At 71.6% G+C, this 15,732-nt stretch carries 13 protein-coding genes; 7 read left to right on the top strand and 6 right to left on the bottom strand.

Annotation, left to right across the window (positions count from 1 at the left end):
• Nucleotides 1-133: 133 nt before the first annotated feature.
• The gene (locus ACFVWU_RS24830; RefSeq protein ID WP_387624921.1) at nucleotides 134-1,258 is read right to left on the bottom strand and encodes an NlpC/P60 family protein; all 1,125 of its coding nucleotides are present in this window, start codon (nucleotides 1,256-1,258) and stop codon (nucleotides 134-136) included.
• Between the two features lie 248 nt (nucleotides 1,259-1,506).
• Here ACFVWU_RS24830 and ACFVWU_RS24825 point away from each other — a divergent pair, with 248 nt between their 5' ends.
• The 6 genes from ACFVWU_RS24825 to ACFVWU_RS24800 all read left to right on the top strand — a co-directional run bounded on the left by ACFVWU_RS24825 (nucleotide 1,507) and on the right by ACFVWU_RS24800 (nucleotide 9,118).
• Nucleotides 1,507-1,857 (top strand): hypothetical protein, encoded by a 351-nt coding sequence (locus ACFVWU_RS24825; RefSeq protein ID WP_387624880.1) that lies wholly within the window; start codon nucleotides 1,507-1,509, stop codon nucleotides 1,855-1,857.
• A 168-nt stretch (nucleotides 1,858-2,025) separates the two neighbouring features.
• Entirely contained in the window at nucleotides 2,026-2,841 is an 816-nt protein-coding gene (locus tag ACFVWU_RS24820; protein ID WP_387624877.1) for a hypothetical protein, read from the top strand.
• Entirely contained in the window at nucleotides 2,831-4,117 is a 1,287-nt protein-coding gene (locus tag ACFVWU_RS24815; RefSeq protein ID WP_387624875.1) for a hypothetical protein, read from the top strand. The genes ACFVWU_RS24820 and ACFVWU_RS24815 overlap by 11 nt, the downstream gene beginning before the upstream one ends.
• 7 nt (nucleotides 4,118-4,124) lie before the next feature.
• On the top strand, nucleotides 4,125-5,714 hold the full coding sequence (locus ACFVWU_RS24810; RefSeq protein ID WP_387624872.1) for an SCO6880 family protein: 1,590 nt from the start codon (nucleotides 4,125-4,127) through the stop codon (nucleotides 5,712-5,714).
• 49 nt (nucleotides 5,715-5,763) lie between these two features.
• Complete coding sequence (locus ACFVWU_RS24805) at nucleotides 5,764-7,113, top strand: ATP-binding protein (RefSeq protein ID WP_387624869.1); 1,350 nt, start codon at nucleotides 5,764-5,766, stop codon at nucleotides 7,111-7,113.
• Nucleotides 7,114-7,318: 205 nt separating this feature from the next.
• The gene (locus ACFVWU_RS24800) at nucleotides 7,319-9,118 is read left to right on the top strand and encodes a bifunctional metallophosphatase/5'-nucleotidase (protein WP_387624866.1); all 1,800 of its coding nucleotides are present in this window, start codon (nucleotides 7,319-7,321) and stop codon (nucleotides 9,116-9,118) included.
• A 63-nt stretch (nucleotides 9,119-9,181) separates the two neighbouring features.
• Here ACFVWU_RS24800 and ACFVWU_RS24795 read toward each other — a convergent pair whose 3' ends face one another.
• From ACFVWU_RS24795 to ACFVWU_RS24775, 5 genes are all read right to left on the bottom strand, one after another.
• Complete coding sequence (locus ACFVWU_RS24795) at nucleotides 9,182-10,663, bottom strand: sensor histidine kinase (RefSeq protein ID WP_387624863.1); 1,482 nt, start codon at nucleotides 10,661-10,663, stop codon at nucleotides 9,182-9,184.
• A complete protein-coding gene (locus ACFVWU_RS24790; protein WP_387624860.1) occupies nucleotides 10,660-11,430 on the bottom strand; it encodes a response regulator transcription factor in 771 nt (256 codons plus the stop codon). The genes ACFVWU_RS24795 and ACFVWU_RS24790 overlap by 4 nt, the downstream gene beginning before the upstream one ends.
• A gap of 88 nt (nucleotides 11,431-11,518) precedes the next feature.
• Complete coding sequence (locus ACFVWU_RS24785; RefSeq protein ID WP_387624857.1) at nucleotides 11,519-12,679, bottom strand: S1C family serine protease; 1,161 nt, start codon at nucleotides 12,677-12,679, stop codon at nucleotides 11,519-11,521.
• A 115-nt stretch (nucleotides 12,680-12,794) separates the two neighbouring features.
• Nucleotides 12,795-13,853, bottom strand: a complete 1,059-nt coding sequence (locus ACFVWU_RS24780) for a LacI family DNA-binding transcriptional regulator (protein WP_380613188.1) — start codon at nucleotides 13,851-13,853, stop codon at nucleotides 12,795-12,797.
• A gap of 116 nt (nucleotides 13,854-13,969) precedes the next feature.
• The gene (locus ACFVWU_RS24775; RefSeq protein WP_380613189.1) at nucleotides 13,970-14,701 is read right to left on the bottom strand and encodes a response regulator transcription factor; all 732 of its coding nucleotides are present in this window, start codon (nucleotides 14,699-14,701) and stop codon (nucleotides 13,970-13,972) included.
• Nucleotides 14,702-15,437: 736 nt separating this feature from the next.
• Between ACFVWU_RS24775 and ACFVWU_RS24770 the strand changes: the two genes are divergently transcribed.
• Entirely contained in the window at nucleotides 15,438-15,731 is a 294-nt protein-coding gene (locus tag ACFVWU_RS24770; protein WP_387624853.1) for a MoaD/ThiS family protein, read from the top strand.
• Nucleotide 15,732: the final 1 nt, after the last annotated feature.

Here is a 15,732-nt window from a genome sequence, read left to right as displayed (position 1 = left end):
CCCGCCCGGCGCGGCAAGCTGACGAGGGGCCACCGGACCCAACGTCATCGCCGGGGCACAGCGTTCCACGGAAACGCGCGGTTATGGAAACTTGACTCAGCGTCCACAGGGCACACACAGATCGACGGCCGGCTCAGCCGCCCCCGACGGGCCGGCCCGGCCCGGCCGGCGGGGGCGGGGCGGCGACCGCCGGGGCGGCGGGCGCCGACGGGGCCGTCGTGCCGGGGCGGCTCGGGGCGTTGACCGCGCCGCTGTTGTTGTCGCGGGTCGGCAGCGCCTGGGCGCCGTCCGTGGTGACCCGGGTCGCTCCGATGTACTCCTTGGTGTCGATCTTGTCGTAGCGGATCACCGCCCCGGTGTGCGGCGCGTTGATCATGTAGCCGCCGCCGACGTAGATCCCCACGTGGTGGATGCTGCGCGGATCGCCCAGGTCCGTCGCGAAGAACACCAGGTCGCCCGGCCGGAGCTGATCCCGCGACGGGTGCGGTCCGGCGTACCACTGATCGTTGGCCACCCGGGGCAGGGTGATGCCCACGGTGGCGAACGCGGCCACGGTGAGCCCGGAACAGTCGAACCGCCCGTTCTGCCAGGCCGCCCCGTCGCCGCCCCACAGGTACGGCGTGCCGAGTTTGGTCTGCGCGAAGTAGATCGCGGCCGCCGATTGCGCGGAGACCTCCACCGGCGCGGTCGGCGCGGTGAAACTGCGGGCCATCGCCTGGATGTTCCGCACGTAGCCCTGGGTCTCCTTGTACGGCGGAATGCCCCTGTTCTTCGTCACCGCGTACGGGCCGGCGTTGTAGGCGGCCAGCATGTTGGCCTGCGGGTCGCCCGGCACACCGGCGACGTCCTTGGCCAGCGCACAGTCGTAGACCGCCGCCGTGGCGATCGCGTCGTACGGGTTCCAGACGTCCTTCTTGCCGTCCCCGTCGCCATCCGTGGCGTACACCGGCCAGGTGTCCGGCATGAACTGCGCCATTCCCTGTGCCCCGACGCCGGATTGGGCCTTGGGGTCGAAACCGCTTTCCTGGTACAGCTGCGCCGCGAGCATCGGCGGGGAGATCTCCGGGCAGAGAGATCCCCACTTCTGGATCGCGTCCTGGTAGGCGGTCGGAACGGTTCCCGGAGAGAGGGCGGAACGATTCGCCGACTGCTGCGGCGTCCCACTCGCCGCATAGGTCCCCATCGTCACCAGGCCGACGAACCCGAACGCGACAACTCCCGCAGCGGCGGCGGCCGTACCGGCCTTCCGGAGTACCATCAGCACCATCCCGACGAATCGTCAGTCGAAGTGTCCCGGAAGGCGTTGCTCACCGCAATCATCAGAGATACAAAGAGTGAGCGCTATCCTTCGTGCGGTGGACATCCTCGCGTACGTGTCCGGTGCCTCACGACCAATCCGCGAGAAGTAGCCAAGTCGACATCAGATCTGGCCAAGAATAGGCACCGACCCTTCGCGCGGGCGGGGTCAGGGCCCTTGAATTTGCCTGATCGGGCGGTGAGATGGAAATGAACCTGAGCAGCGTGCACACCTATGCGGTCGGCCACCTGGCCGACGACCCACCCAAGAAGCCGAGTATCGACACCATCATCGGCGGAATCGCCCCGGACTGGGGGCCGTTCGCGAGCCTCGGGTCGGAGGCCCGGGTGATGGTCGAGGTCATCATGGCCGTCGCCATCCTCGTCTGCCTCGGCATCGCGGTCTGGGGTGCCGCCAAACAGCGGATCGGTGCGACCGCGATGCGTGACAGCTTCGGCGCCGAACAGGGCAAGGGGCTGATCATTGCCGGCCTGACCGGCGTGTTCATTATTGGATCACTCGGCACTCTGTTCACCATTGTCTACGGCATGGCGATCTGACGATCAGATAGCAGTGAGCCGGCCCGCCTGAGGACAGGTCCCCGCCCGTACCTCCCCAGTGGCCGACCCGCCCAGGAGTCCACCCCCGTTCCCACCCTCCGTCCGCGCCCGCCCCCGGACGGAGGGCCCCCGGAGCCGCCCCCGGCTCCCCGCACCAGGAGGGCCGCCGTGCCGTTGTCCGACGACCAGCCGCACACCCGTACGCGGCTGCCGGTCGGCGAACAGCCCTCCTCACCGCCGACCCTCGGTCAGTCGCGCCCGCTGCGCGCCCTGCTGACCGTCCTCGTGGTCGTCACCCTGCTCGTCGTGGCCATCTCCATCGCCAACCGCGGCAAACCCGACCCCGGCAGCAGCGGCGGCTCCGCCGACCGCGCCGCCCCCAGCGCCCCCGCCGGCGCCGGTCCGCCCCCCAGTGGCGACCAGCCCGTCGGCACCACCGTCAACGGCATCGCCTCCGGCTTCCCGCACACCGAACAGGGCGCCCAGTCCGCCGCCACCAACTACGCCGTGGCGGTCGGCTCCGCGGACATGTTCCGCGCCGACAGCCGCCACGGCATCATCGCCACCATCGCCGACCCGGGGGCGGTGGGCGCGCTGCAGAGCCGGCTGGACCAGGGCTTCTCGCCGGAGACGGCGGCCCGGTTCGGAGTGGACGCGCAGGGGAAGCCGCCCAAGGGCCTGACCTTCGTCAGCCGGACGATCCCGGTCGGGGCTAGGAGCAACGGCTACACCGCGGAGAGCGTCAAGGTCGACGTCTGGTGCAACGGCCTGTTCGGACTGGCCGGTCAGCAGTCGACCAAGCCCGTCTCCGAGGAGTGGTTCACGCTCAGCCTCAGCCTGCGGTGGACCGGGACCGACTGGAAGCTCACCGACTTCAGCCGCGTGGCGGGCCCGGCGCCTGTCCCGCCGGACCAGCAAGCCGCGACCGCGGAGGAGATCACTGGTGCCGTCGAGCAGTTCGGAGGCTTCCGCTATGCCCGCTGACGGTAACTCGAGTCTTGTCAGGCGGGCCGTCGGCCGTGTGACGGGTTTGGCGCTGTTCGGCGTCCTCTCGGTAGTGCTGACGGCCACCCGGGCAATGGCCGAACCCTCTCCCACCCCCAGTTCCGGGGTCACCAACACGAGTTGTCCCGGAGTCCCGCTCCCCGGGAACGACGTCTACTGCGCCCCGCCCAGTGGTGGGGGCTCGCTGCCCGGGAGCGGCACCGTCAACAACGTGACCGACCCGCTCGGCTCGCTCGCCAAGGGCTGTGCCCAGGCGGCGGCCTGGGTGGTGCGGAAGCTGTCGGGGGCGATCGACGGGACGACGCAGGTGGACTTCACCAATGCGTCGTTCCTGCAGCAGTACGCCGTGGTGTTCGCGGTGTCGACGGTGATCACGCTGGTGCTGTGGCTGCTGGCGGTGACCAAGCGGGCGGTGCGGGGGGCGCCGCTGACGACCGCGATCTCGGAGGCGATCGGCTTCCTGTGGCTGACCGTGGTGGCCTCCGCGTTCACGCCGCTGATCCTGTTCACCGTGGTGAGCGTGACGGACGGGCTGACCAAGGCGATCGCGGTCGGGACGAAGTCGGACACCGGGACGTACCTGGGCGGGTTCGCCGACACCCTGGAGAAGGGGGACGTCGGCGGCGGCCCACTGATCCTGGTCATGGTGTCGCTGGTCGCGGTGCTGGCGGCGGCGGTGCTCTGGATCGAGCTGGTGATCCGGGCGGCGATGCTGTACGTGGGCGCGCTGCTGGGGACGGCGGTGTACGCGGGGCTGGTGGACCGGCAGTTGTGGAAGCACGTGCGCCGCTGGGCGGGGATGATGCTGGCGGTGGACCTGGCGAAGCCGATCATCGTGATCATCCTGGGCCTGGCGGGCGCGGTGGCGACCGGCGCCGGGGTCAACGACGACTTCTCCCGGGTGCTGTCCGGGCTGGCGATCCTGTTCCTGTCGATCTTCGCGAGCGCCGCGGTGTACCGCTTCGTCCCGTCCTTCGGCGACGAGATGCTGAACATGCGTCGGGCCCGGGCCAGCGCGGTGCAGGCCGGCTCGGCGATGATCAACGGCACCGCGAACCTGATGAAGCAGGGCATCACCACCCACGGCGACCGCGGTCCGCAGGCGGCCGGCGCGGGTGGCGGGGGTGCGGGCGGCGGTTCGGTCGCGCCCGGCATCGCCGCGCACGCCGGCCGGACGCCCGCCCCGCCGCCGCAGGCCGGGCCGCCGCAGGCCCCGGTTCCGATCCGCGACAGCAATCCAGCGAAGGGAGGGTGACGGGTAAGTGAGCAGCGAACCACTCGGCCAGTACGGTGCCCAGTACGCCCAGCCGTACGTGCACCAGCGCCGCACCTACCTGATCGGCAAGGCCCGCCCGAATGCGGTGATCGGCCGGAACCGGGAGTCCGGGGAGATCCTGCTGATCATCTTCGGGGCGTTCCTCGGGATGCTCTGGGGCCTGCTGATGCCGATCCTGCCGCTGCGGATCGGGGGTCTGCTCGGCCTGCCCCTGCTGGCCATCGCGGCGGTCTACGTGCCGTACCGCAAGCGGACCTTCTACAAGTGGGTGGAGATCAACCGCACCTACCGTCGGACGGTCCGCAGCGGGCGCGGGCTGTGGCGGTCGGACGCGATGGACGCGGGCACCCGGATGGACGGCCGCGAGGTGGAGATCGGCCCGCCGCCCGGGGTGGGCCGGCTGCGCTGGCTGACCGCGCCGTTCGGGCCGGACGAGGTCGGGGTGCTGATGCACCTGGAGCGGCGGACGGTGACGGCCGCGATCGAGATCGAGGGTCCGGGCGTGGGCCTGCGCGACTCGGAGGACCAGGAGGCGCTGGTCGACCGCTTCGGCACGCTGCTGAAGCACGTGGCCAACGGGGACGGCTTCGTGACCCGGCTGCAGATCCTGGCCCGTACCCTGCCGGCCGACCCGGACGCGCACGCCAAGGACGTGGAGCGGCGCGGCGACCACGACGCCCCGCGCTGGCTGAAGGAGTCGTACGACCAGCTGCAGTCGATGGTGTCGACCTCCTCGGAGCAGCACCGGGCGTACCTGGTGGCCTGCATGCACTACACCCGCGACCTGGCCGCCGAGGCGCACGCGATGGGGCGCAGTGCCTATGAGAAGCGTGCCGCCGGCGGCCCGTCCCGGGATGACGACGGGCTGGCGGCCGTGATGGCCCGCGAGCTGACCGACATCTGCGCCCGGCTGGCCGAGGCGGACATCCGGGTGCGCCAGCCGCTGGGGCAGGCCCGGCTCTCCTCGCTGCTGCACTCGATGTACGACCCGGACCACCCGATCGACCACATCCAGGCGATGTCCCGGCGCAACGCCTGGCCGGCCGAGCTGGACGCGACCCACCCGCAGTACCTGAGCGCGAAGACCCGCGAGTCGGCGACCCGGGAGCCGTGGTGCCACGCCACCGCGTGGATCAAGGAGTGGCCGCTCACCCCGGTGGGCGTCAACTTCCTGGCGCCGCTGCTGGTGCACACCCCGGACGTGATCCGCACGGTCGCGGTGACGATGGACCTGGAGCCCACCGACGTCGCGATCGAGCGGATGCTGACCGAGAAGACCAACGACGAGGCGGAGGCCAGCCGCGCGGCCAAGATGAACCGCACGGTCGACCCGCGCGACCTGGCCCACACCGGCCGGGTGGACCAGCGCGGTGACGACCTGGCCTCCGGCGCGGCCGGGGTGAACCTGGTCGGCTACATCACGGTCTCCTCGCGCAACCCCGAGGCGCTGGCCCGCGACAAGCGGACCATCAGGGCCTCGGCCGGCAAGAGCTACCTCAAGCTGGAGTGGTGCGACCGCGAGCACCACCGGGCCTTCGTCAACACCCTCCCGTTCGCCACCGGCATCCGCCGCTGAGAACGGTCGTACCCACCCGTTCACCGCCGACCCGACAGGAGGGCCGCTCATGGCGCTCGGCAACCTCAGCGACGCGTTCACCAGCCTGATGTTCGGCAAGGTGGAGACCACCCGGCTGCCGGTGCGCACCTCCACCGGCCAGGCGCAGGCCGTCTACCTGCCCACCGCCGCACCGGGGTTGGGTGACTCGGGCGTGATCATCGGGCGTGAGGTGTACAGCGGCAAGGGGTACGTGTACGACCCCTTCCAGCTGTACGGGCAGCAGCTGCCGGCCCCGCACTGGCTGGTGCTGGGCGAGTCCGGCAACGGCAAGTCGGCGCTGGAGAAGACGTACGTGCTGCGGCAGTTGAGGTTCCGCGACCGCCAGGTCGTGGTGCTCGACGCGCAGGGTGAGGACGGCGTCGGCGAGTGGAACCTGATCGCCGACGCGCTGGGCATAAAGTCGATCCGGCTGGACCCGATGGCGGCCCGGGACGGCGGGGTGAAGCTCAATCCGCTGGACCCGGCGATCACCCAGACCGGCCAGCTGTCGCTGCTGCGCACCATCATCGAGGTGGCGATGGGACGCGGTCTGGAGGAGCGGGCCGGGTTCGCGCTGAAGGCCGCGCACGCCCATGTGGTGGCCTCGGTGAAGGACCGTCAGCCGGTGCTGGACGACATCATCGACACCCTGCGCAACCCCGACCTGTCCTCGGTGGAGTCGCTGGGCGTGGCGGTGGACGAGGTGCAGTCCTGGGGTCTGGACGTGGCGCTGGTGCTGGACCGGCTGGTCGACGGTGACCTGCGCGGCATGTTCGACGGGTCGACCACCGAGGGCATCGACCTGGACGCGCCGCTGATCGTCTTCGACCTCTCGCACATCGACCGCAACTCGATCGCGATGCCGATCCTGATGGCGATCGTCGGGGTGTGGCTGGAGCACACGTGGATCCGGCCGGACCGGAAGAAGCGCATCTTCCTGGTCGAGGAGGCCTGGCACATCATCAACAGCCCGTTCGTGGCCCAGCTGTTCCAGCGGCTGCTGAAGTTCGGCCGCCGGCTCGGCCTGTCCTTCGTCGCGGTGGTCCACCACCTGTCGGACGTGGTGGACGGCGCCGCGGCCAAGGAGGCCTCGGCGATCCTGAAGATGGCCTCCACCCGGACGATCTACATGCAGAAGGCCGAGGAGGCGCGGGCCACCGGCCGGGTGCTGGGTCTGCCGCGCTGGGCGGTGGAGATCATTCCGACCCTCTCGCCCGGCATCGCGGTCTGGGACGTCAACGGCAACGTCCAGGTGGTCAAGCACATCATCACCGAGACCGAGCGGCCGCTGGTGTACACCGACCGCGCGATGACCGAGGACGCGGTGGCCGAACGGGTGCGGGCCGAGCGGCAGTTGGCGGCCGAGCCGGGGGTCTGAGCGGCGCCCGGCCGGGGTGCCGGGGCGGCTTCTCCACGGTCGGCGCACCACTCGGACGGCGACGGTTGGTCAGCAGGTAATCGTCTTGTTACGTCAGATACCCTGACAGCTACGCGCGTTGACTCTAGGCTGCACACGCACAACACATGCCCGAACGCCGCCGCTGTCCGCCGCCGGCGCTCCTCCGAGGTGCAGGGGACCCCTCATGCTCACCGTCAGATCACGACGGACGGCGCTCGCCGTCGTCGCCGCCGCAGGTCTGTTCGGCACGGTGGCCGTGCCGACGGCCGCCCAGGCCGCCGACGCCAACGCCAAGCGTCACAAGACCGTCAACCTCCAGCTGCTGGCGATCAACGACTTCCACGGCAACCTGGAGCCGCCGGCCGGGTCCTCCGGCACGATCAAGGAGGTCGACCCGGCCACCGGTCAGGTCGTCTCGACCCCGGCCGGCGGCATCGAGTACCTGGCCACCGAGCTGCGCCAGGCCCGGATCCCGGCCGACGACTCGATCACCGTCGCGGCCGGCGACATCGTCGGGGCCAGCCCGCTCACCTCGGCGCTGTTCCACGACGAGCCGACCATCGAGGCGATGGACAAGCTCGGCCTGGACGTCACCTCCGTGGGCAACCACGAGTTCGACCAGGGCGCTGCGGAGCTGCTGCGCAAGCAGGAGGGCGGCTGCCACCCGACCGACGGCTGCTACGAGCCCGGCCGCACCTTCAAGGGCGCCAACTTCAACTACCTGTCGGCCAACGTCACCGACGAGCAGACCGGCAAGCCGCTGCTGCCCCCGTACTGGGTGACCAAGTCGCAGGGCGTGAAGATCGGTTTCATCGGCGTCACCCTGGAGGGCACGCCGAACATCGTGACCGCCGAGGGCGTCAAGGGCCTGAAGTTCGCCAACGAGGTCACCACGATCAACAAGTACGCCGCGGAGCTGAAGGCCAAGGGCGTCAACTCGATCGTCGCGCTGATCCACGAGGGCGGCTACCCGGCGAGCAGCGTCTACAACTACGACTGCGGCCCGGCCGGCCAGGGCATCTCCGGTCCGATCGTCGACATCGCGAAGAAGATCGACCCGGCGGTCGGCGCCATCGTCACCGGCCACACCCACAACGCGTACGCCTGCAGCATCCCCGACCCCAACGGCGTGCCGCGCTCGGTGACCAGTGCCGCCTCCTTCGGCCGGCTGTTCACCGAGATCGACATGAAGCTGGACAAGACCACCGGCGAGATCGTGCGCCCCTCGGTCAAGGCCGAGAACCACGTGGTGCGCCGCACGGTCGAGAAGGCTCCGGACATGACGGAGCTGATCAACCACTACGAGAAGCTGGCCGCCCCGATCGCCAACCGCCCGATCGGCTACATCTCCTCGGACATCAACGGTCGCGGCAGCAGCGACCTGGAGAAGCCGCTCGGCGACGTGATCGCCGACGCGCAGCTGGAGGGGCTCGCCCCGGCCCCCAAGGGCGGGGCGCAGGTCGCCTTCATGAACCCCGGCGGCATCCGCTCCGACCTGGTCTACAAGGCCTCGGGGAGCGAGGGCGACGGCGTGGTGACCTACGGCGAGGCGTTCACCGTCCAGCCGTTCACCAACATGATGCAGGTCAAGACGCTGACCGGCGCCCAGCTGATCCAGCTGCTCCAGCAGCAGGTCAGCGGTCTCAACGACGCCGCGCCGAAGGTGCTCCAGGCATCCTCGAACCTGCACTACACCCTGGACATGCGCAAGACCGGCGCGGACCGGGTCCTCGTCGACTCGATCCGGCTGAACGGCGCTCCGGTCGACCCGGCCGCCAAGTACCGGGTCGCGGCCAACGAGTTCCTGGCCGGCGGCGGCGACGGCTTCCCGGCCTTCGCGGCCGGCACCGACAAGCTCGTCGGCGCCTCCGACCTGGACGTCTTCACGGCCTACCTGGCGGCCCACAGCTCGGCGGCCTCGCCGCTGAAGCCGCCGGCGCAGGACCGGATCAAGGTCCTCGGCCCGGGCAGCGACATCGACTGACCGTGAGCCGATCCTGAGGGACGGGCGGGGCGCTGTCGGGGCGCCCCGCCCGTCCTGTTTCCGCTATTCGGGCGCCGGCCCGCCGGGCAGCCGTACGGTGGCCAGCGCGCCGGGGCCGCCGTCCTCGGCCGGGCCGAGGGTGACCTCGCCGCCGGCCTCCCGCACGCTCTGCGCGACGATCGACAGCCCCAGGCCGGAGCCGGGAAGTTGGCGCGAGGAGGGGGAGCGCCAGAACCGGTCGAAGACGTACTGCAGCTCGTCCGGCGGGATGCCGGGACCGTGGTCGCGGACGGTCAGCACGCCCTGCCGCAGCCGCACGTCGATGGTGCCGCCGGGCGGGCTGTACTTGACCGCGTTGTCCAGCAGGTTGATCACGGCACGCTCCAGCCCGGCCGCGTCGCCGTGCGCGTACCAGGGCTCGGTGGTCGTCTCGAAGACCAGCCCCGGTCCGCGCAGCTTCGCCCGCTCGATGGCCCGCCCGGCGATCTCGTGCAGGGCGACCACGGTGAGGTTGGGGCCGGCCTTCGGGGTGTCGGGCCGGGAGAGCTGGAGCAGGTCGCCGATCAGGACGGTGAGTTCCTGCATCTGCGCCTTCATGTTGCCCAGCAGCTTGGTCTTGGTCGCCGGGGGCAGCGGGCGGCCGGTGTCGTTGCTGCGGATCAGCAGGTCGACGTTGGTGCGCAGGGACGTGAGCGGCGTACGGAGCTCGTGTCCCGCGTCGGCGATCAGCCGGGTCTGGCGCTCGCGGGAGTTGGCGAGGGCGGTGCTCATGGAGTTGAAGGAGGTGGACAGGCGGGCGATCTCGTCGTTCCCTCGCACCGGGATGGTGGTGCCGACCTCCTCGGTGCGGGCGATGTGCTCCACGGCGTCGGTGAGTTGGTCGACGGGCTTGAGGGAGGAGTGGGCCACCAGGCGCCCGGCGACGGCGGCGAGGAGGATGCCGCCGAGGGAGACGGCGCCGAGGAGGATGGCCAGGCCCTGGAGGGAGTCCTCGATGGGCTGGGTGGGGGTGGCGACCATCACGACGACAGGTGTCGTGAAGTTGTGGCTGGCGGTCAGCCGAATCATCGCGGGTTCACCGGTGGTGTATGTCCCGTTCCGGATGATCGACTGTCCGTTCTTGAGCCGGAGGGCGGCGAGGTCGTCCGGCTTGGTCACGATCGCCTTGCTCACCCCTGGGGGCAGGCAGACTCCTGCGGCCGAGAGGAACTGGGTGTCCCTGGGAATGCCCCCGCTGATCTCCGGCATGCTGCCGACGCGTTGGTGTTCCAGCGCGTCCTCCGGGGTGGGGTAGCAGGTGAGGCTGCGTAGGCCACCCGCAGCCAGGGGCGCGGACGCCAGATCCGTCCGGACCTGGCCGTACAGCTGCTTGTCCACGATGAACCAGCACGCCAGCGCCGACATCGCGATGGCCACCGCCACCGCCGCCGCGCTCAGGAAGGTGAGGCGGCCGCGCAGCGAGCGGGAGCGGAGCCAGTGGACGACGCGCTTGCGGCGGCCGGGCGCGCGGGGCGGTGCCAGAGGGGGAGGCGGAACGGTGCTCACGCGCTCGTGCCGGCGGCAGGGCGCAGGGCGTAGCCGACGCCTCGTACGGTCTGGATGAGGCGCGGCATGCCGCCCTGCTCGGTCTTGCGGCGCAGGTACATCACGTACACGTCCAGGGAGTTGGAGGAGGGCTCGAAGTCGAAGCCCCAGACCGCCTTGAGGATCTGCTCGCGGGTGAGGACCTGGCGGGGGTGGGAGAGGAACATCTCCAGCAGCATGAACTCGGTGCGGGTGAGTTCGACCGGCTTGCCGGCGCGGGTCACCTCGCGGGTGGCGGTGTTCATCCGCAGGTCGCCGAAGGCGAGCACCTCGCTCTCGTCCTCGGCGGCGGCGCGGGCGGCGGCCTCGGCGGCGAGGGCGTTGCGGCGCAGCAGGGCGCGGACACGGGCGAGCAGTTCGTCGAGCTCGAAGGGCTTGGCGAGGTAGTCGTCGGCGCCGACGTCGAGGCCGGTGACGCGGTCGCCGACGGCGTCACGGGCGGTGAGCATCAGCACCGGGACGGTGTCGCCGCGGGAGCGCATCCGGCGGACGGCGGTGAGGCCGTCCATCCGGGGCATCATGATGTCCAGCAGGACGAGGTCGGGCTTGTCGCGTTCGACGGACTCCAGCGCCTCGTAGCCGTCGGTGGCGGTGGCGACCTCGTAGCCCTCGAAGGCGAGGCTGCTCTCCAGGGCGTCCCGGAGGGCGGGTTCGTCGTCGACCACGAGGAGCCGGGCGGAGGGGTGGCCGGCCTCGGCGGGGGTGCGGTCGTCGGCGGACGGGGTCATGGGCTGGTGCCCTTTCTCGTCGGGTGGAGGGCCTGCTGGGAGTAATTGTCCGCCTCGCGGACCCTTACCGGCTCTTACGGATTGTGGCTCACAGGTTCTGGCCGGCTTCGAGCTTCGGCAGGACCTGCTTGATGTCGTTGATCGGGATGGCGAAGCCGAGGCCGACGCTGCCGGCGGTGCTGCTGCCGCCGCCGGCGGTGGAGTTGGCGCCGTTGGGGGCGTACATGGCCGAGTTGATGGCGATGACCTGGCCGTTGGCGTTGATCAGCGGGCCGCCGGAGTTGCCGGGGTTGAGGGCGGCGTCGGTCTGGAAGGCCTTGTAGGTGGTGGTGTCGCCGCTGCTCTGCTGCTGCGGGACGCTGCCGCGCAGGCCGGGCAGGTTGGGGAAGCCGAAGCCGCCGTTGTTGCCGGTGCTGCCCTCGTCGAGCTGGACGGTGACGTCGCGGTTCTCGGCGCTGATGATGCCGGAGGTGACGGTGCCGGTGAGGCCGTCGGGGTTGCCGATGGCCACGACGGGGTCGCCGACGGCCATGGCGGAGGAGTCGCCGAGGACGGCGGGGGTGAGCTTCTTGCCGCCGGTCGCGGTGATCACGGCGGCGTCGAGGTTCTTGTCGGTGCCGGTGACGGTGGCCGGCGCGGTGGAGCCGTCCTTGAAGGTGACGGTGATCCGGCCGCCGCTGGCCGCGGTGTCGATCACGTGGAAGTTGGTGAGGATCTGGCCGCCGGTGTTCAGGACGACGCCGGTGCCGGTGGCGGTGCCGTTGCCGCTCTTGACGGTGATCTGGACGACGCTGGGCGACACGGCGGCGGCTATGGCCGGCACGTCGGCGCTGCCGTCGGAGCGGGCGGCGACCGGGCTGGCGATGGTGCCGACGCGGTTGCCGGAGGACTGCCGGTCGGCGGTGACGACCCCGCCGGCGACCCCGCCGATGACGGCGGCGATCGCGGCGACGGCGGTCACCAGGGCGAGCCGTCCGCGCAGCAGGCCGCGCCTGGCCCGGCTGCCGTGGCCGGGGCCGTCGGGGCCCGAGGGGTGGCCGAGGACGGTGGGCGGCTCGGGCGGGATCGGCGGGGGAGGGGGCGGTCCGTCGAAGCTGCCGCCGGAGTGGTCCTCGCGGTAGGCGTACCCGGCGCGGGGGTCGGTGCTTCCGGTGCTTCCGGTGCCGCCGCCGAGAACGGTGCCCTCGATCACGCGGGGCGGGTGCGGGACGTGGTGCTCGCCGGGGTGGTGCTGCTGCTGTTCGCTCATGCCGACCAAGGTCCGCCTGGCGGATGAGGACCGGATGAGAAGCGGCTCAGAAGGGTCCGAGAAGCCCGTTCGGTTCTCATAAAGCCTGGTCAGGCCGCCTTCGGAGCGGAATCGACTATTCCGTCGAGGCCCGGCCGGGGGCCGCTCCGTCGCAGCCGCAGGAACGGCGGATGACCAGGCGGGACGGGAACTTGCGGACCCGTTCGGTGTCCGAGCCGGGGACCATCAGCGAGTCGTCCAGTACCAGGTCCACGGCGGCCCGGGCCATCGCGTCGCGGTCGGAGGCGACGGTGGTCAGCGGCGGGTCGGCGAGCGCGGCCTCGGGCACGTCGTCGAAGCCGGCCACCGCGAGGTCCTCCGGGACGCGCAGGCCGACCTCGCGGGCGGCCCGCAGCACGCCGATGGCCTGGTCGTCGGTGGAGCAGAAGATCGCCCGGGGCCGGTCCGGCGAGCTCAGCAGGCCGAGCGCGACGTCGTAGGCGCCGTAGCGGTGGAAGGGCGCGTCGATCAGGTGCGGCTCGGTGGGGATGCCGTGCGCGTCCATGGCGCGCTGCCAGCCCTCGACGTGGTCGATGACCGGGTCGCCGGGGGCCGGGGAGTCGACCGGGCCGCCGAAGCAGGCGACGTACGGGTGCCCGTGCACCTCCAGCAGGTGGCGGACGACGGCCTCGGCGCCGCCCACGTCGTCGGTGACCACCGCGACGTCGTCGATCGCCTCGGGCCGGCGGTGCAGCAGCACCACCTTCGCCCCCTCCATCGCGGCGAACTCCTCGGCGGCGCGCTGCGAGGGGCCCTGGCTGACCAGGATCAGGCCGGAGACCCGCATGCCGAGGAAGGCGCGGACGTAGTGGACCTCGCGGTCGTCCACGTAGTCGGAGTTGCCGATCAGTACGAGCTTGCCGCGCTCGGAGGCGGCCCGTTCCACGGCGTGCGCCATCTCGGCGAAGAAGGGCTGGCGGGCGTCCGGGACGACCATGCCGATCAGGTTGGTCCGACGGGAGGCCATCGCCTGGGCGACGCTGTTCGGCCGGTAGCCGAGCTGCTCGATCGCCGCGAGGACCTTCTCCCGGGTCGCGGGCGCGACCGGGCGCGGCCCGTTGTTGATCACGTAGCTGACGACCGCGGTCGAGGTCCCAGCCAGTCGGGCTACATCGTCGCGCGTCACCTTGGCCACGGGGGGAGTCTACGCGTGTGGCCCCCGGGGCGGCAGTGGGACCTGGGGCCGCCCCCGGGGCACACCGGGCGCAATCCGGACGAGCCGGGCGGGGGACGGCCCGCCCGGCGCCGGGGTCAGGCCTCCAGCGGCGCGGAGGGGCGCTGGGCGAGCTCGGGACGCTCCCCCTTCTCGGGCTTCTCCGGGACGACGAAGCGGTAGCCGACGTTGCGCACGGTGCCGATCAGCTGCTCGTGCTCGACGCCGAGCTTGGCGCGCAGCCGCCGGACGTGGACGTCCACGGTCCGGGTGCCGCCGAAGTAGTCGTAGCCCCAGACCTCCTGCAGCAGCTGCGCCCGGGTGAAGACCCGGCCGGGGTGCTGGGCGAGGTACTTGAGCAGCTCGAACTCCTTGAAGGTGAGGTCGAGCGCCCGGCCCTTGAGCTTGGCGGAGTAGGTGGCCTCGTCGACCGAGAGGTCGCCGTTGCGGATCTCCATCGGGCTGTCGTCGACGGCGACCTGGAGCCGGCCGAGCGCGAGCCGCAGCCGGGCTTCGACCTCGGCCGGGCCGGCGGTGTCCAGCAGGACGTCGTCGATGCCCCACTCGGCGGTCACGGCGGCCAGGCCGCCCTCGGTGACCACCAGGATCAGCGGACAGCCGATGCCGGTGGAGCGCAGCAGCTGGCACAGGCTGCGGATCTGCGGCAGGTCGCGCCGCCCGTCGACCAGGATGACGTCCGCGCTGGGGGTGTCCACCAGGGCCGACCCCTCGGCGGGAGCCACCCGGACGTTGTGCAGCAGCAGGCCGAGGGCCGGCAGCACTTCCGCTGACGGTTGCAGCGCATTGGTGAGGAGGAGGAGAGAACTCATACCCGGTGGTCCCCTTTCCGGGTCGTCGTGGTCGCGTCACGGCCGCCGCCACAGCCGAATGGCGCACGATCGACAGGGCGTCGCGCGATGGGGGTACCCCCGGCCGGAGGCTGGGGGATCGTCCCCGGAGGGGCGGCAGCGGGCGACGCGGGGGTGAGGGGGAGGACGCGTTCCGGGTGGGCGCCAGGGGTGCGGACAGCGCACCGGGGGTCCCGCAACCCCTGGCGCACCGCTTCTGCCCTGTTCATCCCGCGAACCCTCCGGTCAGGTCCGGTACCGGGTGGCGGCCCGGCGCCGGGTGACGACACCCCGCCGGCCCGGCACGTCCTTGTGCCGCGAGAAGCGGGGCGGTTCCTGCGACGCGCCGGGGGTGGGCCGACGAATCGAAAGAACGTCCGTACTGGCGTCCTGAAAGCACAAAAGGACCCGGGGGCGACTCTGCCCGGATCCCTCTTGGTGGTCGAGGATAGCCGACCTGCTCCCGTGCCGGGAGTGCGCGAATCCGGCGGTTCGCCCAATCCGGGCGCGCGCCGGGTGAGCCTGGACACAGCTTCGAGCGCCGTCGCGCACCCGTCCGGCCAGGGCGATTGCCGGTCGCGACGGCGGACACGCCATCATGGGACGCACATCGGCGGCGCTGCGCGGGTCCATCGTTCGGGTGGTCGGGCGGCCGCCCCGGTGGCGAGCCGGACCGGGTCACCGGGGCCGGGCGAGGACGAACGGAAGGGGTGGCCCGATGGGCGCGACCACCGAGCCCGCGAGCGGCGCCCGGGTGCGCGGGACGATCCGCTACTGGGCGGCGGCGAAGTCCGAGGCCGGGCTGGCCGAGGAGCCGTACGAGGCGATGACCCTGGCGGAGGCGCTGGCGGCGGCCAAGGAGCGGCACGCGGACCGGCCGAAGCTCGTCCAGCTGCTCGGGCACTGCTCGTACCTGGTCGACGGCGCCCAGGTGGGCGGCCGGGACCACGCGACCGTCGCCCTGACCGAGGGCGGGACGGTCGAGGTCCTCCCGCCGTTCGCGGGAGGCTGAG

Origin of the sequence: Kitasatospora sp. NPDC058190 (assembly GCF_042883685.1) — a bacterium.
Lineage (GTDB): Bacteria > Actinomycetota > Actinomycetes > Streptomycetales > Streptomycetaceae > Kitasatospora.
This window is presented reverse-complemented; position numbering and strand designations above follow the sequence as displayed.